The 21764-nt window shown below is 49.8% G+C and carries 22 protein-coding genes and 1 pseudogene; 10 read left to right on the top strand and 13 right to left on the bottom strand.

Annotated features, from left to right (window positions below):
- Positions 1-611: 611 nt before the first annotated feature.
- Together RTX30_RS21815 and RTX30_RS21810 are read right to left on the bottom strand one after the other, a co-directional pair.
- Positions 612-974 carry a hypothetical protein gene (locus RTX30_RS21815; RefSeq protein WP_312692801.1) on the bottom strand — a complete coding sequence of 121 codons (363 nt, stop codon included), beginning with the start codon at positions 972-974 and terminating at the stop codon, positions 612-614.
- Between the two features lie 8 nt (positions 975-982).
- Positions 983-3241, bottom strand: a pseudogene (locus RTX30_RS21810) (type VI secretion system Vgr family protein).
- Positions 3242-3934: 693 nt separating this feature from the next.
- Here RTX30_RS21810 and RTX30_RS21805 point away from each other — a divergent pair.
- From RTX30_RS21805 to RTX30_RS21765, 9 genes are all read left to right on the top strand, one after another.
- On the top strand, positions 3935-4888 hold the full coding sequence (locus tag RTX30_RS21805; protein ID WP_312692799.1) for a sugar-binding transcriptional regulator: 954 nt from the start codon (positions 3935-3937) through the stop codon (positions 4886-4888).
- Positions 4889-4957: 69 nt separating this feature from the next.
- Entirely contained in the window at positions 4958-5764 is an 807-nt protein-coding gene (locus tag RTX30_RS21800) for an SDR family oxidoreductase (RefSeq protein ID WP_312692797.1), read from the top strand.
- Between the two features lie 9 nt (positions 5765-5773).
- The gene (locus RTX30_RS21795; protein WP_312692795.1) at positions 5774-6181 is read left to right on the top strand and encodes a mannose/fructose/sorbose PTS transporter subunit IIA; all 408 of its coding nucleotides are present in this window, start codon (positions 5774-5776) and stop codon (positions 6179-6181) included.
- Positions 6181-6675 carry a mannose/fructose/sorbose PTS transporter subunit IIB gene (locus tag RTX30_RS21790; RefSeq protein ID WP_312692807.1) on the top strand — a complete coding sequence of 165 codons (495 nt, stop codon included), beginning with the start codon at positions 6181-6183 and terminating at the stop codon, positions 6673-6675. The genes RTX30_RS21795 and RTX30_RS21790 overlap by 1 nt, the downstream gene beginning before the upstream one ends.
- 63 nt (positions 6676-6738) lie before the next feature.
- Positions 6739-7539 (top strand): PTS mannose/fructose/sorbose transporter subunit IIC, encoded by an 801-nt coding sequence (locus RTX30_RS21785; RefSeq protein WP_312692793.1) that lies wholly within the window; start codon positions 6739-6741, stop codon positions 7537-7539.
- 11 nt (positions 7540-7550) lie between these two features.
- Positions 7551-8375 carry a PTS system mannose/fructose/sorbose family transporter subunit IID gene (locus tag RTX30_RS21780; RefSeq protein ID WP_312692791.1) on the top strand — a complete coding sequence of 275 codons (825 nt, stop codon included), beginning with the start codon at positions 7551-7553 and terminating at the stop codon, positions 8373-8375.
- Between the two features lie 54 nt (positions 8376-8429).
- Complete coding sequence (gene sorE / locus RTX30_RS21775; protein WP_312692789.1) at positions 8430-9647, top strand: L-sorbose 1-phosphate reductase; 1218 nt, start codon at positions 8430-8432, stop codon at positions 9645-9647.
- An 84-nt stretch (positions 9648-9731) separates the two neighbouring features.
- On the top strand, positions 9732-10016 hold the full coding sequence (locus RTX30_RS21770) for a hypothetical protein (RefSeq protein WP_312692787.1): 285 nt from the start codon (positions 9732-9734) through the stop codon (positions 10014-10016).
- Between the two features lie 471 nt (positions 10017-10487).
- On the top strand, positions 10488-11546 hold the full coding sequence (locus RTX30_RS21765) for an AbrB family transcriptional regulator (RefSeq protein WP_312692785.1): 1059 nt from the start codon (positions 10488-10490) through the stop codon (positions 11544-11546).
- Between the two features lie 53 nt (positions 11547-11599).
- Here the strand turns inward: RTX30_RS21765 and RTX30_RS21760 are convergent, their stop codons facing one another.
- The 3 genes from RTX30_RS21760 to RTX30_RS21750 all read right to left on the bottom strand — a co-directional run bounded on the left by RTX30_RS21760 (position 11600) and on the right by RTX30_RS21750 (position 13388).
- Positions 11600-11977 carry a lysozyme inhibitor LprI family protein gene (locus RTX30_RS21760; protein ID WP_312692783.1) on the bottom strand — a complete coding sequence of 126 codons (378 nt, stop codon included), beginning with the start codon at positions 11975-11977 and terminating at the stop codon, positions 11600-11602.
- A gap of 263 nt (positions 11978-12240) precedes the next feature.
- Positions 12241-13125 carry a dihydrodipicolinate synthase family protein gene (locus RTX30_RS21755; RefSeq protein WP_312692781.1) on the bottom strand — a complete coding sequence of 295 codons (885 nt, stop codon included), beginning with the start codon at positions 13123-13125 and terminating at the stop codon, positions 12241-12243.
- Between the two features lie 98 nt (positions 13126-13223).
- Positions 13224-13388, bottom strand: a complete 165-nt coding sequence (locus tag RTX30_RS21750) for a hypothetical protein (RefSeq protein ID WP_312692809.1) — start codon at positions 13386-13388, stop codon at positions 13224-13226.
- Between the two features lie 176 nt (positions 13389-13564).
- Here RTX30_RS21750 and RTX30_RS21745 point away from each other — a divergent pair, with 176 nt between their 5' ends.
- Positions 13565-13966 (top strand): cupin domain-containing protein, encoded by a 402-nt coding sequence (locus RTX30_RS21745; protein WP_312692779.1) that lies wholly within the window; start codon positions 13565-13567, stop codon positions 13964-13966.
- 47 nt (positions 13967-14013) lie between these two features.
- Here the strand turns inward: RTX30_RS21745 and RTX30_RS21740 are convergent, their stop codons facing one another.
- The 8 genes from RTX30_RS21740 to RTX30_RS21705 all read right to left on the bottom strand — a co-directional run bounded on the left by RTX30_RS21740 (position 14014) and on the right by RTX30_RS21705 (position 21747).
- The gene (locus RTX30_RS21740) at positions 14014-14916 is read right to left on the bottom strand and encodes a WYL domain-containing protein (protein WP_312692777.1); all 903 of its coding nucleotides are present in this window, start codon (positions 14914-14916) and stop codon (positions 14014-14016) included.
- Positions 14917-15264: 348 nt separating this feature from the next.
- On the bottom strand, positions 15265-16587 hold the full coding sequence (locus RTX30_RS21735) for a PTS sugar transporter subunit IIC (RefSeq protein WP_312692775.1): 1323 nt from the start codon (positions 16585-16587) through the stop codon (positions 15265-15267).
- 105 nt (positions 16588-16692) lie between these two features.
- Positions 16693-17004 carry a PTS sugar transporter subunit IIB gene (locus RTX30_RS21730; RefSeq protein WP_312692772.1) on the bottom strand — a complete coding sequence of 104 codons (312 nt, stop codon included), beginning with the start codon at positions 17002-17004 and terminating at the stop codon, positions 16693-16695.
- Between the two features lie 434 nt (positions 17005-17438).
- Positions 17439-17867 (bottom strand): lysozyme inhibitor LprI family protein, encoded by a 429-nt coding sequence (locus RTX30_RS21725; protein WP_312692770.1) that lies wholly within the window; start codon positions 17865-17867, stop codon positions 17439-17441.
- 122 nt (positions 17868-17989) lie between these two features.
- The gene (locus RTX30_RS21720) at positions 17990-18592 is read right to left on the bottom strand and encodes a DUF1349 domain-containing protein (RefSeq protein WP_312692768.1); all 603 of its coding nucleotides are present in this window, start codon (positions 18590-18592) and stop codon (positions 17990-17992) included.
- 73 nt (positions 18593-18665) lie between these two features.
- A complete protein-coding gene (locus RTX30_RS21715) occupies positions 18666-19346 on the bottom strand; it encodes a dihydrofolate reductase family protein (protein ID WP_312692766.1) in 681 nt (226 codons plus the stop codon).
- A 34-nt stretch (positions 19347-19380) separates the two neighbouring features.
- Positions 19381-20403, bottom strand: coding sequence for an alcohol dehydrogenase catalytic domain-containing protein (locus RTX30_RS21710; protein WP_312692764.1), 1023 nt, complete (start codon positions 20401-20403; stop codon positions 19381-19383).
- A gap of 387 nt (positions 20404-20790) precedes the next feature.
- Positions 20791-21747, bottom strand: a complete 957-nt coding sequence (locus RTX30_RS21705) for a LysR substrate-binding domain-containing protein (protein ID WP_312692761.1) — start codon at positions 21745-21747, stop codon at positions 20791-20793.
- Positions 21748-21764 lie beyond the last annotated feature (17 nt).

Here is a 21764-nt window from a genome sequence, read left to right as displayed (position 1 = left end):
AACCAACCGACATTACTAACTGAAGGTTGTATCTAATCCTGGGGGCAGGTCACACAGTTCAATCTTGGCTTGAAACGCTCATAAATAAGCCAGTTGATCATTAAGGAAAAACATGTGGGGGCACAATTGGGGGCATTTCAGAAAATCGAATAGAAAAATAATCAATAAATTCAATGTGATTATTGATCAGGTGCGACTCCTGTGATCCGCCAAAGTTGCTCCGCACCCATCCGAAAAAGTCTAAAAAACACTTAATTTTCAATAGATTTATCAAGTCATTCATCCGTAACAGTCCGATAGGTTCTCCCTGAATCCATGAAAAATATGTATAGTGATGTGTATAGATTTTTTATACATATTTTGACTTATATAAATGGTACTTACGGGAATATAAATTAAACGAGCAAAACCTCAGGATCAAACATGCATCTGATCCGTAACTGAAAGAGTATGGCTGAATTATAAAAAGCACCGGAATAATCAAAGCATACAGAGCAATCTCGCGCTGAATGGGAAAAGCAAAGCGGCCTGGTTGTCAAAGTGCGATGAACCCGATGCATAATGGCTAATCTTAGACCGGCTTATGCCGGTCTTTTGAAACTGAATAATAATTAATTATGCAAGCTCTTATCATAAACATCAATCTTGCTATAATCAGGATTCCCTCTATAATAGACCACTGGCACTTCTTTACCGACACCGTATTTATTCAAATCTACAGTATTGATATTAAGGGTTTGTTTATCCTTTGTGTAGGTTTTATTATTAGCCTTAAAACTATACGTCATTACAATATCAACCTTACCCAACTCATTTGGTGTCCTTGGGAAGTAACTCACGATCTGCGCTTTGACATACACAGGGTCTTTTTTAATTTTCAAGTATAAAAAATAACCTTGCAGCATATAGAAGACGAAGAAACTTATTATGGCCAGAGGGCCAATAATTGCTATCAATCCCGTATACTTCTCCATTTCAATCCTCATGTGATTATACTTAGTACGGCATTTTTCACTGACACAATGTTTCTTTCAATTTTATTACCGAGGATCTCAAAGCGCGCCCCACCGCTTCCTCTAAGTTTTATCTGGATAGGATTGGTCTCATACTTAAACCCTCTTGAAGCAATTTCAGTTAAGCCGAGGGATGTCTCATTAAGTTTGAGGGCTAGAGCAAATGCTTTAAATTCAAACCAGTCAGGGGCTTGTATATCGACCTTTTTATCACCTTTTATTGTAATAGTATCTGGGGTAGATATCGTAATATCGCCTTTAGTAATTTTTTGTACCCAGTCACCAGTAATGGTAGTACTTACACCACCTCTTATAGTATTTTTTCGACCACCGCCATGAATTAATAGCTCATCACCATCTTGTATTTCTACATTACGTCCGCCTGTTGATATCTTGACCCACATACTACCATCTTCAAGCGTGAGATATTGCCAACCCGTTTTTATCTTCGTATCAACCGATCCATCAATTAGTGTAGTAACATTTCCCTTTATATCGGATACATCACCACCGTCAGTGATTTTTAGCTGACGGCCTTTAGAAATGGTTGTTGTCTTTCCTAAGTTAAAGGTTGCCGTTTCTTCACTGTCTACAGTCGTGGTACGTTTCGCCTTAAAATAAAAAGAAGCATCACCGGTTACTTCATCATTCTGAGTTTTTCCTATTTTAGTTGAGCGGTGACCATCAATATTTACAGTTTTGTCATTCTCCACCGAGACATTCATGTCACGTTCTGAATGCAAATCTACCGTTTCACTGCCCGCTCGATCTTCGAAGAAGAGATAACTCGCATTGTCTTTGTTACCGTCCTTGCTTCGAGTCATAAACCCCATTCGTGTAGCATCGTTTGGCAGTTCCCATGGCGGCATACTGGCTTCATTGTAAACGCGTCCTGTCACTATAGGCCGATCAGGGTCACCGTTAATAAAGTCAATGACAACTTCATCATGAACGCGAGGAATCTGCACACCGCCGAACCCTTGCCCGGCCCAGGCGCTGGATACACGAACCCAGCATGAAGATGTATCATCACCTTTTCCATATCGATCCCAATGAAATTTAACCTTTATTCGCCCATATCTATCGGTCCATATGCTTTCTCCTTGGGGCCCAACAACCTTCGCTGTTTGGGGGCCATAGGTTCTTGGCCATGCTGTTATTTGAGGGGGTCTAAAGACGACGGTTGAAGGTATGACTGTAAAATCGATGCGGTGGACAGTGGCATTATCAGAGCCACTTGCATAACGGTTTTCCTCAAACTGATAATGTGCTTCAGTAGTAAGATATTCACCGTTATCACTAAAAAACGGAGCATTACTCAATAAGAATGTTTTACCTGGCGCAATACCAATCGCTGTCCCAGTTCCGTTAATATGGTGATGTTCTACCTGCCATCTCTGCTGGCGGATTCGTGCATAACTTTCGCCATGTCCATGCTCAACAAAACGTCCCGGCCAGTCATATACATCAATTTCGCCAGGTTTCGGTGACGAGGGATTCTGCCTTGCCTGATGAAGCCATGCATTAGGCTTGCGGAAGTCATAATCGTCTAAGCTATAAAGACCCGGTGTTACAAAATTTTCCATAGCCCATTGAGCAATTCCCTCGGTCGTTGTACTTCCTCCTGAAGGAGTATGTTGATAAGGTATTATTTCATAACCTTCTGCGGTACCGTATTGTTCCACTGAATCAACCAAAACGAGCGTATGCTTATCCTGTTCATGCCGGAAGTAATATGCTATCCCTTCAAGTTCCATCAGGCGGCATATGAAATCAAAGCTGCTTTCTTGATACTGAACACAATAATCCCATAGACGATAGCTTCCAATAAGAACATCCTCGAAATTAATGTTATATTCAGCAAGAATGGTTTGAATAATTTGCGGTACAGTTTGATCCTGAAATATGCGCATATTACGATCGCGCTGCATTGGCCATAAATCCGATTCAACCGTAAGTGAGTAGGATGCATAGCGACTTCCTGACAACTCAACAGCGCTCACCGCAACGGCAGTAACTTTTCAATTGAAATATCGTGGATTTTGTGCATTTTTGGTTGGAATACTAATAGTTACAGGCTGCCCCAGCAATGCACTGCGATCAATGCGTGCATCTGTTCCAAGTAATACCAAATTTAACATAAAGGGCTGTGATATCGCTTCGTGACCAGAGAGCTTCCAGAAAAGAAGCCCATCAACAGGAAGCATAACTGTTATTCGGTTTAACATAGATAAATAACCAGATGGAAAATCCCTTGCTGGTGTCTCCTTTTAGCGTAGTTGAACATATTAAACTGTAACCTGAACACACTTGACCATAACGCATTTAATATTTTTTGCCCCGGCCAATAAATTAAGATAAATCCTAGCCACCAGTTGCATAACAAACAAAAATACCGTTGTTCGGTTTTACCGAACAGCTGCCTGTCCCGGTTTTGGTGAGACCTGGCGGTACCCTAATGTTAAACTCGATTAAATGCATCCAAATATTACCAATAAAATCAATACCTTATTAATTGTCACGCTAATGTAATGCCCTGTGCGGAGTGGCATACTGCCTCTGTGCTTCAGCGAGAGCATGCCGGTACCGGGCATTAAAACCTCTACTCACTTGCTGCCAGGGGATGAAAACGTGCAGGCGCTGGCAGCGGCAATAAATGTGATCTGCCACGGCTTTCAACACAAAAGTGCCCGCGGCTTCACACAGTGATATTGCCGGATAAAACGCTAAATAATCAGTGGGTTATTTTCCCCTGCACAGATGTGCCCGCGTTCGCGAAGCCTGAAAACAAATGTGCAATACAAAACGGGGTTTTTGCCGCTGAAAAGGGAAGTAAATTGTTTTGCCGCAGACTGCCGACAAGGTTATATCGAATAACCAAACCGATTTCGTTGTTGGCACATATGTGCAAGAGGCGAAGGATGCTAAATCAAAACAGTGATGATATTCGCCTGATCGTAAAAATCGCGCAGCTTTATTACGAGCAGGAAATGACACAGGCGCAAATTGCCCGGGAGCTGAGCATTTACCGGACCACCATCAGCCGCCTGCTAAAACGTGGCCGCCAGCAGGGTATCGTCACCATTGCCATTAATTACGACTACAACGAAAACCTGTGGCGTGAGCAACAACTTAAAGAGAAATATGGTCTGAAAGAGGCTGTGGTGATCGCATGCGACAACGAACAGGAGGAGGTACAACTTGATCTGATGGGCATCTGCGGCGCGCAGTTACTGGAACGTTTACTGGAACCCGGGGATATCATTGGCTTTTCCTGGGGGCAGGCCGTCCGTGCGCTGGTAGAGCGGTTACCCCATGCCAGCCAGTCACGCCAGCTTATCTGCGTACCTGTCGTGGGTGGCCCTTCCGGCAAGCTGGAAAGCCGCTATCACGTCAATACCCTGACCTACAGCGCTGCCGCAAGATTAAAAGGGGAATCGCACCTCGCCGACTTTCCGGCACTGCTGGACAACGCCCTGATCCGTAACGGTATTATGCAGTCCCAGCACTTTAGAACCATCTCCGCTTACTGGGACAATCTCGATATTGCGGTCGTGGGCATCGGTTCCCCGGCTATCCGTAACGGCGCGAACTGGCATGCCTTTTACGCCAGTGAAGAGAGCGACGATCTGTGTACCCGCCAGGTGGCTGGCGACATTTGCTCGCGCTTTTACGACATTCAAGGCGCAACGGTAGAAACGAGGATGAGTGAAAAAACGCTCTCTATAGAAACGCATCAACTGAAGAAGGCGCGTTACTCTATTGGCATTGCCATGGGTGAGGAGAAATACAACGGAATTTTAGGCGCATTAAGGGGGGAACATATTAACTGTTTAGTGACTAACCGAGAAACAGCCGATCTCTTACTGAAGTAATTATCGCTATTACGCTTTTACATAATTCATTTTATGGGGGCTACTTTTGGCCAACATCAGGAGAAATATATGCACAACTGGTTAAATCTGCAGGGCAAAATCATTGTTGTTACGGGCGGCGCATCCGGAATCGGGCTCGCCATTGTCGACGAATTATTAGCGCAAGGCGCAAAGATACAAATGGTGGATATTCACCCTGGAGACGGGAGATATAATAACCATCCCAATTATCGCTTCTGGCAGACGGATATTTCCAGCGCGGGGGGTGTGAACCTGGCTATTAATGGCGTGATTCACCACTTCGGGCATATTGACGGTCTGGTCAATAACGCAGGAATTAACTTCCCGCGCCTACTGGTCGATGAAAAAGCCCCGGATGGCAAATATGAATTAAATGAAGCCGCATTTGAAAAAATGGTCAACATCAATCAAAAAGGGGTGTTTTTAATGTCGCAAGCGGTAGCGCGCCAGATGGTGAAACAGCGCGGCGGCGTAATTGTGAATGTCTCTTCCGAAAGCGGGCTGGAAGGATCAGAAGGCCAGAGTTGTTATGCCGCCACCAAAGCCGCGATGAATAGCTTTACACGATCCTGGGCCAAAGAGCTGGGTAAACATGGCATCCGGGTGGTGGGCGTCGCACCTGGGATCCTGGAAAAAACCGGGCTGCGCACACCGGAGTATGAAGAGGCACTGGCCTGGACCCGCAATATTACCGTTGAGCAGTTGCGCGAAGGGTACAGCAAAAACGCGATTCCGCTGGGTCGCTCAGGGAAACTGTGTGAAGTGGCCGATTTTATCTGTTACCTGCTGTCAGAACGCGCCAGCTACCTTACCGGCGTGACCACAAACATTGCCGGCGGCAAAACACGCGGTTAAGGAGTCACCATGGTCAATGCTCTTTTTTGTGCCCACGGCTCGCTGGCCTGCGCCATGCGGGATTCCGTGAAGATGGTCTACGGTGAAGTGAGCGTCGATGCGCTGGAATTTGTCCCCGGCGAAAACGCCCACGACATTGCCGAAAAAATGGTGTCGTGCATCAACACCCGCCCGGATGATACGTGGCTAATTGCGGTGGATCTCCAGTTTGGTAGCCCGTGGAACGCTGCTGCAACCCTTGCCATGCGCAACCCCGAAATTCGCGTTATCAGCGGACTTTCGCTACCGATGGCGCTGGAACTGGTCGACAACCAGCACAGCATGAACGTGGATGAACTCTGTAGACACCTGATAACCATTGCCCGGCAGGCCTGTGTTGTCTGGCAGCCCCCGCAAACAACCGAGGAGGATTTGTGATGAATATTACGCTGGCACGTATTGATGATCGTTTGATTCACGGGCAGGTCACCACGGTGTGGTCAAAGGTGGCAAATGCACAGCGGATTATTATCTGCAATGACGATGTTTATAACGATGAGGTTCGCCGCACGTTATTACGCCAGGCTGCCCCGCCGGGCATGAAAGTCAATGTTGTTAATATCGAAAAGGCGATCGCGGTCTACCATAACCCGCAATATAAAGACGAGACAGTCTTCTATTTATTTACCCGGCCGCAGGATGCACTGGCGATGGTTAAACAAGGCGTTCAGATAGAAACCCTGAATATTGGCGGCATGGCCTGGCAACCGGGTAAAAAACAATTAACCAAAGCCGTCTCATTAGACGCATCAGATATTAACGCCTTTCGTGAACTGGATGATCTCGGTGTGCATCTGGATTTACGTGTCGTTGCGTCCGATCCGTCCATCAATATTCTCGAGAAAATTGAAGAGTTGTCGTTAGCGGAATAAATAAAAACACCCGTTATTTATGCCTTTACGGGCAGGGATAATGACACCCAAAGGATACCCATTATGGAAATAAGTACCCTACAAATCATAGCTATCTTTCTCTTTTCCTGTATTGCAGGTATTGGCAGCGTGCTGGATGAATTTCAGACCCACCGCCCGCTGATTGCCTGTACGGTTATCGGCTTCATTCTTGGTGATCTCAAAACCGGGATTATTCTCGGCGGTACGCTGGAACTGATCGCCCTCGGCTGGATGAACGTTGGTGCCGCGCAGTCTCCGGATTCAGCACTCGCCAGTATTATTTCCGCCATTCTGGTCATTGTCGGGCAGCAAAGCATTGCTACCGGCATCGCCATCGCGCTGCCCGTGGCCGCCGCAGGCCAGGTGCTGACGGTATTTGCGCGCACTATCACCGTGGTGTTCCAGCACGCCGCCGATAAAGCTGCGGAAGAAGCGCGCTTTCGTACCATTGACCTGCTTCACGTTTCAGCTTTAGGCGTTCAGGCGCTGCGTGTTGCGATTCCGGCATTGATCGTTTCGTTGTTTGTCAGTGCCGACATGGTCAGCAATATGCTGAACGCTATCCCGGCGTTCGTCACCCACGGTCTGCAAATCGCGGGCGGTTTTATCGTGGTGGTCGGTTACGCCATGGTACTGCGCATGATGGGCGTGAAATACCTGATGCCTTTCTTCTTCCTCGGCTTTATTGCCGGCGGTTACCTCGACTTCAGTTTGCTGGCCTTCGGCGGCGTGGGCGTGATTATCGCACTGCTCTACATCCAGCTTAATCCGCAGTGGCGCGAAGCCAGAACGCCGCTTCCCGCTGCCCGCACGTCCACCTCTCTTGACCAGCTTGACGACTAAAGGAGCCCATCATGGCAGAGAAAAAACTGACCAAATCTGACCTGTTTAGCATGTTTGTTCGCTCCAACCTACAACAGGCCTCGTTCAACTTTGAACGCATACACGGGCTGGGCTTTTGTTACGACATGATCCCCGCCATCAAACGGTTGTACCCCTTAAAAGAGGATCAGGTCGCGGCACTGAAGCGTCATCTGGTGTTCTTCAACACCACGCCGGCCGTCTGCGGCCCGGTCATTGGCGTGACAGCCGCCATGGAAGAAGCGCGCGCGAACGGGGCAGAAATCGACGATGGCGCTATCAACGGCATCAAAGTAGGGCTAATGGGGCCGCTGGCGGGCGTTGGCGATCCGCTGGTTTGGGGCACGCTGCGACCGATCACTGCCGCGCTGGGCGCGTCTTTGGCTCTGTCGGGCAATCTTCTTGGCCCGCTGTTGTTCTTCTTTATTTTCAACGCAATACGCCTGGCGCTGAAATGGTACGGCCTGCATTACGGTTTTCGCAAAGGGGTGCGTATCGTCAGCGACATGGGCGGCAACCTGCTGCAAAAACTGACGGAAGGCGCATCGATTCTCGGCCTGTTTGTGATGGGGGTACTGGTAACGAAATGGACGCATATCAGCGTGCCGCTGGTGGTTTCTCAAACGCCCGCCGCCGATGGCAGCACAGTGACCATGACGGTGCAGGACATTCTTGATCAGCTTTGCCCCGGCTTGCTGGCGTTGGGGCTGACGTTGCTGATGGTGCATCTGCTGAATAAGAAAGTGAACCCGGTCTGGCTGATTTTCGCCCTTTTCGGCCTGGGCATTATCGGCAACGAACTGGGCTTCCTGTCCTGATCTCTCGCCCCGCCAGTACGGGCGGGGCACCTGTCAACGTGTGAGGTATTGAGCATGCAAACCACCGCTTTACGGCTTTATGGAAAACGCGATTTACGCCTGGAAACGTTTGAACTTCCGGCGATGCAGGACGATGAAATTCTGGCAACGGTTGTCACAGACAGTCTGTGCCTCTCTTCCTGGAAAGAAGCCAATCAGGGGGAAGATCATAAGAAGGTGCCTGATGATGTGGCGACGAACCCGATCATCATCGGTCATGAATTTTGCGGCGATATCCTCGCCGTCGGTAAAAAGTGGCAGCACAAGTTTAAGCCCGGTCAGCGCTATGTTATCCAGGCGAACCTGCAACTGCCGGATCGCCCGGATTGCCCCGGTTACTCTTTCCCCTGGGTAGGCGGCGGCGCGACCCATGTGCTGATCCCAAGAGAGGTGATGGAACAGGACTGCCTGTTGAGTTATGAAGGGGAGACTTACTTTGAAGGGTCGCTGGTTGAGCCGCTCTCCTGCGTCATTGGCGCATTTAATGCCAACTACCATTTGCAGACGGGAACTTACCGGCACGAAATGGGCATCCGCCCGCAGGGGCGCACTTTGATTCTTGGCGGCACCGGGCCAATGGGGCTGCTGGCCATTGATTACGCGCTGCATGGTCCGGTGAACCCGTCATTGCTGGTAGTCACCGATATCAACGAAGAGAAACTGCGTTATGCCCGCCAACATTACCCTTCAGAGGCACAAACGCAGACCCACTATCTCCACACGCAGGATGCCAGCCAGCAAGCATTAATGGCGATGAGCGAAGGGCACGGCTTTGACGATATCTTTGTTTTTGTTGCTAATGAGCAACTGGTGACAATGGCGTCTTCACTGCTTGCACCCGATGGCTGCATGAACTTCTTTGCCGGTCCGCAGAATAAGCAGTTCAGCGCAGCGGTTAACTTTTACGACGTGCATTACGCTTTTACGCACTATGTCGGTACGTCCGGCGGCAACACCGATGACATGCGCGCAGCGGTGAAACTGATTGAAGAGAAGCGAGTCCAGCCAGCCAAAGTGGTTACGCATATTCTGGGGCTGGATGCCGCAGCGGAAACAACCCTCAGGTTGCCAGACGTCGGCGGCGGAAAAAAGCTGCTTTATACCGGTAAAACGTTGCCGCTGACCGCCCTGACCGGGTTCAACGATCCACAGCTTCAGCAGATCCTGCAACGCCACCAGGGGCTCTGGTCCGGCGAAGCCGAGCAGTATTTACTGTCGGCGCCTGTGGCATAAGCGCACATAACATAAAGTCTGTCTGTACAAACCGAACCTGTAAGTCTACCTTACAGGTTTTTAAAAACTGACAGACAACCACACATGAAGCGCGCTTTTTTCATTTTCACCACAGCTTTGCTTTTTAACACCACCAGCTACGCCGCAGACCCCTTGCCGAAAGACGTGCAGACTTTTCGCGACCTCGCCGACGAGTGTGAACACTTTGCCGGTGAGCAAGATTCTGATCTGGACGAACAACGCCAGAAAGAGCTGGATGCCAGCCTGGAAGCAACCTGCGGCAAAGCCGTCAAACAGTTAAAAACGTTACGGGCGAAGTACAAGAATGACGCAGCGTTAATGAAGATTATTAATGCTTATGATTTCTGAGATGATGTATTGATCTTTAAGGGGCTGCAGCCCCTTAATAATTTAAATGGCATACAACCTGAATTAACTTTTACAATTACATGTAAATCGCCTTCATAAAAAATTGAACAATCCTTGGCAAAAAAAATAAATATTATAGTCAGCTATAGTTTAATTTTAAATAAGTTGAAATAATTATCATATTTACTATTCTATATTTCCTCATCCTTATAATAATAAGAGAGATGAAAATTATAATATTTTATTTCGCCGATGATTATAATAAATTGCACTGCCAATTATATTATCGGCTAGTTTCAGCTTGCCTCGCCACCATGATTTCCTTACTTTCGACGATAGATTGCAGCGGGGGCGAATACCTTATACAGTCAGCAATAAGCTTTTATTATCATACAATTACTTTTTTACGGGAACCGTTATGCCTGACAGTGCTTATACGACCGCAGCGGCGGAACTGAGAAGGAAGGGTTAATGGCTATCTTTTCTCCGGTTTTGCGCAACTGGCTACGACTGCTTGCCCTTTCAGTCCCTCTTGTGGCGCTGATGGAACTGATACACCTGCCCGCCGCACTGCTATTAGGCCCGATGATTTCCGGTATTGTTCTCGCCATGACTCACCATCCGGTCACTATCAGTAAAAAAAGCTTTGGCGCAGCGCAGGCGGTCGTCGGGGCGATGATCGCCCATGCGATCCCGCCGTCTGTATTTGGCCGTATCGCGGCCGACTGGCCGATTTTTATTAGCTGCATTGTGGCGGTGATTTTCGCCAGCGCCATCCTCGGCTGGATCATGGCCAGGTTACAGGTCTTCCCCGGCTCTACTGCCATCTGGGGCTCGTCGCCAGGTGCAGCAGCAGCGATGACCATTATGGCCGAAAGTTTTGGTGCGGATGTTCGCCTGGTCGCTTTTATGCAGTATTTGCGGGTGATGATCGTTGCACTGGTCGCCGTGCTGGTCACGCGGATGTGGATGGGCACAGATAACCCGGATCACGCCGTCGCGGCCTTTACCCTGTTTGGCCCGCTGCGCGGGTTGGCCTTTGCCGGGACGTTACTGATTATCGCCGCAGGCTACCTGATTGCCCGCAAAGTGAAAATGCCGTCGGGGCCAATGCTGATAACGCTGGTTCTGGGAACAATAGTGGAAGATACCGGCCTGCTGCGGCTGGAATTACCGCCGTGGCTACTGGCGATTTCTTACGCCATTATTGGCTGGAGCATTGGCCTGCGCTTTACGCGCGAGATTGTCGGTTATGCTGCACGGGCATTACCGCGTGTGTTGCTGTCGGTACTGACGCTGGTTGCCGTGTGTTGCGGTTTCGCCTTTTTACTGGTGCGCTTCGCGGGTATCGATCCGCTGACCGCTTACCTGGCCACCAGCCCCGGTGGAGCGGATACAGTGGCCATTATTGCCTCATCAAGCCATGTGGATATTTCGTTTGTGATGGCCATGCAGACCGGGCGCTTTATTCTGGTGCTGATCACCGGGCCTGCGATCTCACGTTTTGTCGCAAAACGGCTGGGGACATAGCCTCTAACCTCAGTCGTTTTATATATTTAAGTAATAAGAAGGCGCACTTAAGTTCAGTGATTCGCAAAAGGAGGCAGCATATTGAGTTCTTCCAGACGCCGACGGTCCATGTTGATTATGCACTGCATATAACCCGCGTTATAACTGTCCGTTGCATTGCCCGAGGGAGTGGCTATGGCTGTACAGAGGCGATCACGGGACTGCTCCCACAGCTGCTGTGATTCACGGAATGCTTTCCCATAAACATTCTTGATACTTTCACCGCCCTGCTCCATCGAGTAAGGCTCAGCGTAAGGTTCGTAGGTGTTTATCTTACGCATTTTGTCATCAACCGCCTGCTTGAGCGTTTTGTTACTCTCTCTCGCCGCCTGCTCAATACATTCAGCAGGCGAGACATCCGCATACTGTCCGACGGAATAACATTTTTTCACTTCATTTCCTTGCGTCAGTTGTGTCTGAGCGTAGAGAGATAAAGGAGCACACTCACCGAAATAATGAGTAATGTCTTAAGCTTCATTGAGATCCCTCACCATTCCTTTAATAACGTTACCGAATCATCATGAGCCAATATGGTGAGATGAAAAGCGTAATAGTGATGAATGTTGATTTCCCTCATTGCCGACTTTAGACCGGACAGCGCTAAAGCTTATCCGGCCTTTTAATTCCGGCTAACGGGCCTCCACGACGGCAACCCTCACTTCGCCAGCCGCAGCGTCTCAATCACTTCCGCCACCTGCCGTCGGGCGTCGCCCGTCAGCGTGCGCAGCGGCGCGGGCAGGCACGGCGCAGCGACTGCACCGAGCAATTCCGCCGCAGTGGCGATCACCCGCAGGCTACCGCCGTAACGCCGGAACAGATCCCACAGCGGAGCCAGCGCAGCAGAGCGCTCGCGCGCTTGCGCCGTATCCCCGGCAAGCGCAGTGCGGGCTATCGCCAGTGCCGCTTCAGGGAACAGTCCGCCCATGACCGAATACCAGATGCCGCAACCGGCATTAAGTCCGTCTACCGCAATCGCATCTCCGCTGATGCCCAGCGTGACCGTTTCCGGGATCTGCGGGCGCAGGCTGGCAATGCGTTCCAGCGCCGACACTGGCGGGATTTTGATGGAGCCAATATTGGGTAATTGTGCAATGCGCGCCAGCAAGCCATCGCTAAAGGTGAAGTGCGTGGCGCCGGGGTTGTCGTACACGCACAACGGTACGGAAAGCTCGCGAGTCACCGCCGCATACAGATCGAATACCTCGTCTTCCGTTAGCGCGTGATAAGAAACCGGCGCCAGCAGCACCGCGCTAACACCCGCTTTCTGTGCGTCTTCCGCCAGCCATAACACGTCGCGGGTACGCAACGCGCCGATGCCGGCAATCACCGGTACTGCGCCAGAGTATTCGGTTGCCAGTCGCAACGCGCTGGCACGTTCATTACGGCTGAAATAGGGATAACAACCCGTCGATCCAAGCGCACCGATGGAATCCACCCCGGCAGTGCGAAGCCGTTCGATTAACCGCACGTAGGCAGCTTCATCCAGTTTTTCATCGACCAGCGGCGTCAGTGGAAAAGCGCTCAACCCTGTGAAATGCATCCTTCTCTCCTTTTCAGAGATCAAACCCGAGTAGCGATTTTTGTATCTTGCAGCCCGGCATCATACGTTGTAACCCCGCCGCCAGTTCATCGCTCGCCTCACATAATGCAGCCTTTGGTATATCTGGCGCGGCGCACCAACATACGCAGCAATATTCTCGCGCCAGCCAGAATAGCGTAACGCAGACTAAGGGCATTATAGAGATCCACCATCGCGTCAATTGCCGGTACCACGCCATCACACAGGGCACGTTTAACCAGCACCTCTACCCGCCTGCGAGTTTACCTCCGGTGCAGCTTCCACAAACAGATTAAGTGGTTGAGCTTACTGTCCTGCAGTAAGTGAACGCCATTCCTGATGACGGCCAGATCCGATTTCCCGCCAGGCAGATGATCCGCCAGCTACGCTTTACCGGTATGACCGGACACAGGAGAAGAAGATGAAAATTATCCGTAATGGCTCAACGCCGTCAGCGCAAGGCCCGCAAGAGTATTTCACGGGGCGTGTGCGTCTTGATGCCCCGTTTAAAGCTGATGAACCCGCCCGCGTTAGTGGAGCAACAGTTACCTTTGAGCCCGGCGCGCGCACTGCATGGCATACCCATCCGCTGGGCCAGACGCTGATCATCACGCACGGGAAAGGCTGGATCCAGTGCGAAGGAGAAGCCATTCAGGAGATGAACCAGGGGGATATCGTCTGGATCCCCGAAGCGGTGAAACACTGGCATGGCGCAACCGCCACGACCGCAATGACGCATATTGCCATTGCCGAATCGCTGAATGGCAGCCCGGTCACCTGGCTGGAGCATGTCACCGATGCGCAATATTCCGGCAAGCCGTAAGAGGCCGATAATGCCACCCCCCGAAATTACCACTCTCCGGCGCGGTGTTATCGCTGCGCCATCACCCTCATTCCGTGGGTATAACGCGAGAGCAGATCCTGTTCAAACTGTTCGCGAAGTGACTGCGGCGAGAGGATGCCGATATCCGGCAGCCAGTAGCGCAGCCAGCGGAACAGCGTGTGCGGATCGCTGATCGCTGTTGAAAGGGTGACACTGCCATCGTCGTGCTGTTCGAGGATCCGCTGTGCGGGAAACAGGGCCCGCCGGGTAACATATTCCGCCGCGTGGGCGGAAACGCGCAGCCGCGTTTCGACACGTGAACCAAAGCGAATCCCCACCCCACTGTCGAGTTCGGCCAGCACATCCTCTTGCGGTGTAAAGCGCATCGCGGTACGAACAAGCCCCTCAATGCGCGCCAGTTCAAATGCTTTCAGGCGTCCTTTTTCTACCGCGGCGAGATACCACAAGCCAGCCTGATTTATTAGCCGGTAGGGCTGCGCCCGCCGGGCCTTATCACGGTAATGATATTCCACTTCGCAACGTGCACTGATAGCCAGATTCAACTGATTAAGGAGATCCTCAAGCAAAAGATTTTCCCGGCTGCTGGGAGCCTGAAATGAAATATTGCTGCTGTTTTTCATGCTGTTGCGAAGAGACTGACCGTCATGACGCGGGAACAGATTCGCCACGCCAGTAAAATCAGCGAACTCGGCCAGATGGCCATTGTGCAAAGAAGGAAGAAGATGGGTGCTCAGTTTATAACGTCCTGGTGCAACCTGATCGAGAATATGCCCCAGTCGCGCCAGATCCCGGTAAGCCGTGCGCTCCGTGATGCCGAACTTATCGCATAGCCACGCTTTATCGATAGTCCGCCCCTGATACAGCGCACCGAAAATTTCACAGAGCCGCTCAATCAGCGGGTCATGTTTTCTATCGTGACTTGCCTTCATTTTCCCCCGGTTCCGGAATAAAAAGTCTCGGAAGACATTAAACGAATATGGCCTGACCACCGCGCCATGGCCCTGTTTTATAGGTAATATATTGATTGTGCTTAGGGGTTAACGGCAGCGAGCGGAAAAACTAAAATGAAATTTCTGCCCGACGCAGATCCTGACCATCCCTTTATTTCGCTAAAGGGAAGATAAACTATTTCCCTGACAGGAAGTGTCAGTACGCTATTGGCCTTGCTCGCTGCAGCACACTTTGGTGTGAGGGATGATTAGAATGCGGTCTTCACCGTTACCCTGCCATTGCCAGGAAGAGGTATGGCAAAGGCAGGGGGATTGCTGGCGGGTATATTATCGGGTTGCCGCAGAGAGATTGACCTTATTGGCGGCAATAACGAACGGCAGATAGATCAGGGTCGACACCGCCAGGCACAGCAGGCCAACAAACAGCGCGATCCAGTTACCGCCGGTGCCAAGAAAAGCGATTAACGGCCCGGGCGTTGTCCAGGGAACGGCATAGGCGATAGGCGGAATGATCTCCATGCTGATAAAGAAGTAACCGATTAAGGAGTTTACGAACGGCGTCAGCACAAACGGCACCACCAGAATGGGGTTCAGTACAATTGGCAGACCAAAAATAACAGGTTCGTTAATATTGAACAGACCAGGTACAAAGGCCATTTTTGCCATTTCCCGGTAATCTTTACGCCGCGAAGCAATAAAAATCGCCAGCAGTAAGCCCAGCGTCATACCGGAGCCGCCGTAGTTGGCGAACGCATCATTAATGCCGCCCCAGGTGATCGGATACGGCGCCCCCCAGGTCGTGCCGTGCGAAGCGGTATAAGACAAGTTTTCCAGGTTCGCTTCCGTGAAAATCGCCTCGCGGATCGCCGCCACGGTGTTCGGCCCGTGGATCCCCAGCACCCACAGGAAATTTGCCACCAACCCCAGCACCAGTACCGCCACAATGTTGGTGCCCATATCTTTGAGCGGTGCCTGAATGAGGGTATACACCAGGTCGTTAAGCCCTTCCGGCGAGAGCTTTGCCAGCAGAAAGTTGATCACGGAAAACAGGATCATGACAAAGAAAATCGGCAGTAATACCTTGAATGAACGGGAAACTGCCGGCGGGACTGCTGCGGGCATGGTTATCGTGACCCGGGGGTTACGCGCCAGACGGCAGAACACTTCGCTGGACAGCAGCGCCACTATTATCGCGACAAAAAGCCCCTGCGGCCCCAGGTATTTAGTGGTGAGATAGGCCTGACCGTCGATAACGGAATAAGGGGTATAGACGACAAAAAAAGCCCCTAACGCTGTTAAGCCACAAAGCAAATCATCTTGTTGATAGCTGATGGCAATGTTTCGCGCCACGAGGAAGGCGATCAATATCGCCATAATATTCACCGATCCGTTCATCACCGGCGTGAAGATTTGTTGCGCAGCCGCGAGATTAGGGAACAACGCATCCAAATGCAAAATACTGGCGATAAACCCATCCGGGGACAAGATGGCGAAATTAATTAAAATAATCAGCGAACTGGCCATTACAATCGGGAACGACAATATAAAAGCATCCCGAATGGCGGATACATGGATCTGAGAATTTAATTTGATGGCAATCGGGACAAGGACTTTTTCCATGCCACGCTCGAATGATTCCATAAAACTCATATTAATTCCTTGTGCTTTTCATGCCGCTTGTTAACAGGCATGCGCAAACATTCTGTGCGAGAGTATTTTTCACATATATAAATATGAATAATTTTTTAAAATGATTTATTCAGCCAGTAACGCCAGCGCGTGCTCTAACACCGCTTTTCCATTCATTTGCCCGTACAGCGCCATGTCGATCACCGCCACAGGTACCCGTCCCTGCACCACCTCTTCGATTTCACGCTTCTGATAACGTACCTGCGGCCCGAGCAATACCATATCCACGCCATCCCGCTTTAAGGTTTCTTTGGCTTCAGAGATCGCCATTGCGTTAATCGTGACCGGAATATTAATACTTTCGGCATGTTCACACATTTTTTTCACCAGCATGCTGGTCGACATACCAGCGGCGCAAACCAATAATATATTTTTCATATACTTCGTCCTTTATTAATAACAAGTTAATTTCGAAGCATTTTAACGGATACATAATGCATAAACTTTCATTACGATCACAATAATTACCGCAATAAGAAGAAAAGCAAAACTTAATTATGAAATAACGTTAGTGGAATATTTAACATCGACAATGAATTAATCAGCCGTGGAGTAACATGATAACCCCACCAATATGTCGCGCATTACGTGATGTTCACCGTTCAGTGCGCATTTACCCCTCTGGAAGCAGCCGGCGATAACCCGAAGACCCCCCTCTACCTGGCATCCGTGGCGCAGGCAGACTGCTGCCCTGACTCAGGTACATCATGAGTCATACTGCCCGCTCCAGACCTTTCGAAACAGGCATTCAAATCAGGGCACCCGTACGCGATTCTCTTATGTATGAATGATCACAGGCTCAATAAAATAGCTCAGGGGGTGATCATCCTGATCTGTTGTGCCCTTATCGTGTTCATATTAAGGACACAACTGAGCATATTTTCGGTAAAAGCATGCGTGCCTTGCGCTTGTGTGGAAGCCAATTCGCAATAATTATTTCTGTACTGGATCCAGTCCTGCTGGTTTTGTTTAAACGTTGTCAGCATGCGCGCTTTTTGCTCCGGCGTACCTCGCCACCAGCGGGTGTAATCAAATTCAGAAATTTCTTTTAATTTAAGATGATAAATTGCAGTCAAATCGCTTTCTGACGTGTCACTAAGACCACCGAGACATTCATCATCATTATCGGCATATTTTTTTATGCATTGTGCAACGTCCTGATTAAGGGTCATGTTATCCGCTGCGGCAAAAGCGTAATTTCCAATAAAAAACAAAAGGATAAGTAAAAAATATTTTTTCATTTTAAATATGCCAACCTTACAGATAAACGTTGCGGATCAAGTAACTGCATTAAATCAGCGATGCTGATAATGCATGACGTCATGCCTTTTGTCATTGTTAGCGATGTTTCTCCCATGCTCAGTTAAAATCTGTCGGCGGTGTGCGCGGGCCACTGGCAGTCCAGCAATGCAATGTCAGAAAAGCGGGCGGCAAATGAGGAATCACCCGGGCTGCTGGCGAAGAAACCAAACTGGACACTGCCCTGAGCATGAAAGAGATGAAACATGCGCATCATATTGAACTGCTCACCATCGGCCGAGTTTTCCAGCAAAAAGTCGCTCCCTCTGCGGCTGAGGCGGTAATACATGGTTGGTACCTGCTGCGCCAGATCCGCCATCGACCAGTCGGAGAAGCCGGCATTCGTCACCACCGAGAAAAGCTGCTGGCAACCTTTGCTCTGGTATTCAATGCCGCTTTTCATCCAGTGATCTGCATCCTGGTAAATAAACAACCCGCACTGATCGAACCACGCCTTCGCCGTAAAGGAAACCTTCGCTTTGAGCGTCCAGAACGGGGCTTCCCGGCAAATCACCGCAGCCGGAGCGTTATCATATTCAAGGCCGTAATAGGTGCCTCGCCAGTAGTCGGTATCTGGCGAGGTCTGAATGATAATCTCATTGTCGCTGATAACGCATTGTTCAGCGGTGTTGAGCCAGGTTAACTCTGCCGGGGTAAATTTTTCCATGTGCCTATTCCTGTTATCCATGACGTAACACGCTGCACCTCTTTCCTGAATCTTTCGCATCGGCGGACCGGACTCAGGCATAGAACGCTTCGGGCTGCCCTACGGTAATACGTTTAAAATGCAGCAGGTTGTAATTTGGTCGGGCTTCAAAAGCATGCAGATTAAAGGACTTGATCATGGCCATATCGTTATAACCTTCGCCATCGGCAAGCGTGGTGGTCGCTACGCCGCCAATGATAATGGGCAGCTGCATTAAAATGATTTCATCGACCAGATCGAGATTAAACATTTGCCAGTTTAAATTGCCGCCGCCCTCCACCATGATGTGATGAATCCCTCGCTGTTCCAGCTGATTAAACAGCAAATTAAAATCCACCTGATCGATGCCAGAAAAGAGCACTTCTTTGCCATGGTCTTTGATCTGTTGCACCCTTTCATGCCCTCGGGCCTGCTCAGTCGTGACAATAATGGTTTCTTCCGGGGATGATAAAATTTTGGCAGATAGAGGAATATCCAGCGAAGCCGTGGGAATAATCCGCACCGGGCTGGACCCTTCATAGCGATTGGTTAACTGAGGATTATCTGTCGCAATGGTATTTCGACCCACCATTATGGCGTCCACTTTGCCACGAAAATGATGGATAAACTGCATATCATCATCGTTGAAACGCTCAAATAATCCCTTACTTGAACCACCCTGCCCAAGGGTCATTTTTCCGTCGATAGATATTTGGCTAAAAACAGTAATAATCATGAAACCTCTCCTGTTTTTCAGAGAATGATAAGGTTCAGAGATATTTCGGATTCGGCATAAAAACACCTTTCACAATATCGGCTGCGGGATCGTTGAGCAGACGCGAGAATGCCTGAGAATAATCCTCCAGCGCGTAATAGTGGGTTACCAGCTTGCCAAGGTCCGGGATCGTGTCGGCTATTTGCAAAGCACGGGGGAAATGCTGGTTATATTCGCCTGCGCCAATCAGGCGGATGCTATTCACAAGAAAGTGTTTTACCGGTAGTGGGTAAATGTACTGGCTATTAAAACCAAACAGCAGGATCCTGCCGCCCTTACGAATATACTGCGTGGCAGTGCCCAGTTGGTTACCCACGGTATCAATAATCACATCAAACCCGGCGTGACATTGCCTCTCCATTGCCAGTTCTTCAGGAGACACAATATCCAGCCCCAGCGACTGGCCGAATTGCGCACGGTTAGGGTTCAACTCAGTTGCGATAACATGCACGCCCATCCTGCGTAATAACAGTTGCGCCACCAGGCTCATGGGGCCCGCGCCGATAATTAATACCTCTTCTCCGGTTTTAATCGCAGCCTGTTCAATATTATTTAAAATGCAGGCAACCGGTTCAATGGCGACGCCCGTTTCCCAGCACATCCCTTCCGGTAGAGGGTAAACAAACTGCGCGCGCGTAATGAATCGTTCAGCAAACACGCCATGTTTATTCACCCCCGCGATATTCAGACTATGGTTTTTCCCGCCGGTACATAAATGCGTTTGCGATGCGCGACAAGGCATACAGCTGCCGCAATATTCATTCGGATCGATAACGACTCGCATACCTGGCCGTAAATCCGACACCTGTTTACCCACATATAATACGACGCCCACAGCCTCATGCCCGCGAATAATCCCAGGCAGCCCCTCTTCGCGCCCGGATAAAACAGCTAAATCCGTGCCACAAATTCCAGACAGAACAATATCTATTTCTACGCCATCGTCGGGAAATTCATCCATCGGATGGTAATCAATCATTTCTAAAGCATACTTTTCAGTTAGTGCAATGGCCTTCATATATAGCACCCGTTATCTATAAACGATTAATAACAAAAGCAGTTAATTAACAGATATAGTATTTGGCCTTCGCGCTGACTGAGATCGTTATCACACAATATTTTTTCTTAATTATTAATCCATTATACGCAAAACCTTAAACACTATTATACTTGAACATACTGACATACAGAAAACAACCTATCCTTTTGTTTCACTGAGTAATAAGAAAAGAATAAAAACGGGGGGGAATAAGAAACGACAGGAAGAATAAAATTATTAAGAATAAACTTCAGCAAATACTCAATATACACTACAGAAGAGAAAACGACAGGCGAGTCCCAATTTAAGACAACCCGCCCGAGTGCAATCTGGAAACACCGCCACTGCCATGGCAACAGCAGCGTGTCAGGGTTGGCTGACGTCCTTCTTCTCAGCACCACCAAAAGCCAGGTGGCTATGCAAAAGCGCAGTTATCGGCTTTACATGCTCGCGTAATGCACTGTGCAGGTGGCGAATCGCTGGCGAGAACTGTTTGCGATGCGGGCATATCAGGTTTAACGGTGCCGCTTCGCCAGGATGTTGCGGTAACAGTACTTCCAGCCTGCCAGCCAGCACATCCTCGCTGATATCAATCCATGACTTATAGACGATCCCCATCCCGTCTATCGCCCAGCGTCGGGCCACATCCGCGTCATCACACAACAAGCGGCTTTTAACCATCAGTTGGTGGCGCATACCGTTTTCCGGAAAGCTCCATTTGTCGTACACCTGACTGTTCATGGTGAATAACAAACAAGGGTGGTTAACCACTTCATCCAGCGTTTTGGGGCGGCCGTTACGCGCCAGGTACTCTGGCGATGCCGCCAGAACACGCCGGTTATCCTCCGCCAACGGCAGCGCCACATAGCTGCTGTTGTCCAGCACGCCGTAACGAATGGCAATATCAACCGGATCACGAAAAACATCGCTGATTTGATCGGAAAGCGACAGCCGTAACGAGACGAGCGGGTGTTGCTGGCAAAAGCGGGTGATCAGCGGCAACAGCACATTGCGGCCAAGGTCCGACGGCATGGCGACACGCAGTTCACCTTTGATCTCGTTATCGCCGCTGTGCAGGCTTTCGGCACCGGCATGCACCACTTCCAGCATCTCCTGAGCGTAGGGCAGGTATTTTTCACCTTCCGCCGTGAGCCGCAGACTGCGCGTGGAACGGACGAACAGGCGTTTATCCAGATCCCGTTCCAGTCGCTGTACAGCAGCGCTCACCTGTCCTGGCAGCAACCCGGCTTCCCGCGCCGCATTCGAAAAACTTCCCAGTGCCGCCGAGCGGACAAACAGCGTGACATCTTCCAGCCGGATCATGCTCTCTCCACGATGAT

It is taken from the genome of Kosakonia sp. (assembly GCF_032052965.1).
Lineage (GTDB): Bacteria > Pseudomonadota > Gammaproteobacteria > Enterobacterales > Enterobacteriaceae > Kosakonia.
Note: the sequence above shows the minus strand (reverse complement) of the source record. Positions and strands in the feature narration are given on the sequence as shown.

Excerpts from the sequence above, each read along its gene's own strand:
- RTX30_RS21805 (WP_312692799.1), top strand. The coding sequence starts at position 3,935 with ATGCTAAATCAAAACAGTGATGATATTCGCCTGATCGTAAAAATCGCG.
- RTX30_RS21790 (WP_312692807.1), top strand. The coding sequence starts at position 6,181 with ATGAATATTACGCTGGCACGTATTGATGATCGTTTGATTCACGGGCAG.
- RTX30_RS21815 (WP_312692801.1), bottom strand. The coding sequence starts at position 974 with ATGGAGAAGTATACGGGATTGATAGCAATTATTGGCCCTCTGGCCATA.
- RTX30_RS21730 (WP_312692772.1), bottom strand. The coding sequence starts at position 17,004 with ATGAAAAATATATTATTGGTTTGCGCCGCTGGTATGTCGACCAGCATG.
- RTX30_RS21720 (WP_312692768.1), bottom strand. The coding sequence starts at position 18,592 with ATGGAAAAATTTACCCCGGCAGAGTTAACCTGGCTCAACACCGCTGAA.
- RTX30_RS21725 (WP_312692770.1), bottom strand. The coding sequence starts at position 17,867 with ATGAAAAAATATTTTTTACTTATCCTTTTGTTTTTTATTGGAAATTAC.
- RTX30_RS21780 (WP_312692791.1), top strand. The coding sequence starts at position 7,551 with ATGGCAGAGAAAAAACTGACCAAATCTGACCTGTTTAGCATGTTTGTT.
- RTX30_RS21745 (WP_312692779.1), top strand. The coding sequence starts at position 13,565 with ATGAAAATTATCCGTAATGGCTCAACGCCGTCAGCGCAAGGCCCGCAA.
- RTX30_RS21765 (WP_312692785.1), top strand. The coding sequence starts at position 10,488 with ATGGCTATCTTTTCTCCGGTTTTGCGCAACTGGCTACGACTGCTTGCC.
- RTX30_RS21785 (WP_312692793.1), top strand. The coding sequence starts at position 6,739 with ATGGAAATAAGTACCCTACAAATCATAGCTATCTTTCTCTTTTCCTGT.
- RTX30_RS21800 (WP_312692797.1), top strand. The coding sequence starts at position 4,958 with ATGCACAACTGGTTAAATCTGCAGGGCAAAATCATTGTTGTTACGGGC.
- RTX30_RS21735 (WP_312692775.1), bottom strand. The coding sequence starts at position 16,587 with ATGAGTTTTATGGAATCATTCGAGCGTGGCATGGAAAAAGTCCTTGTC.
- RTX30_RS21755 (WP_312692781.1), bottom strand. The coding sequence starts at position 13,125 with ATGCATTTCACAGGGTTGAGCGCTTTTCCACTGACGCCGCTGGTCGAT.
- RTX30_RS21710 (WP_312692764.1), bottom strand. The coding sequence starts at position 20,403 with ATGAAGGCCATTGCACTAACTGAAAAGTATGCTTTAGAAATGATTGAT.
- RTX30_RS21715 (WP_312692766.1), bottom strand. The coding sequence starts at position 19,346 with ATGATTATTACTGTTTTTAGCCAAATATCTATCGACGGAAAAATGACC.
- RTX30_RS21740 (WP_312692777.1), bottom strand. The coding sequence starts at position 14,916 with ATGAAGGCAAGTCACGATAGAAAACATGACCCGCTGATTGAGCGGCTC.
- RTX30_RS21795 (WP_312692795.1), top strand. The coding sequence starts at position 5,774 with ATGGTCAATGCTCTTTTTTGTGCCCACGGCTCGCTGGCCTGCGCCATG.
- sorE (WP_312692789.1), top strand. The coding sequence starts at position 8,430 with ATGCAAACCACCGCTTTACGGCTTTATGGAAAACGCGATTTACGCCTG.
- RTX30_RS21705 (WP_312692761.1), bottom strand. The coding sequence starts at position 21,747 with ATGATCCGGCTGGAAGATGTCACGCTGTTTGTCCGCTCGGCGGCACTG.
- RTX30_RS21770 (WP_312692787.1), top strand. The coding sequence starts at position 9,732 with ATGAAGCGCGCTTTTTTCATTTTCACCACAGCTTTGCTTTTTAACACC.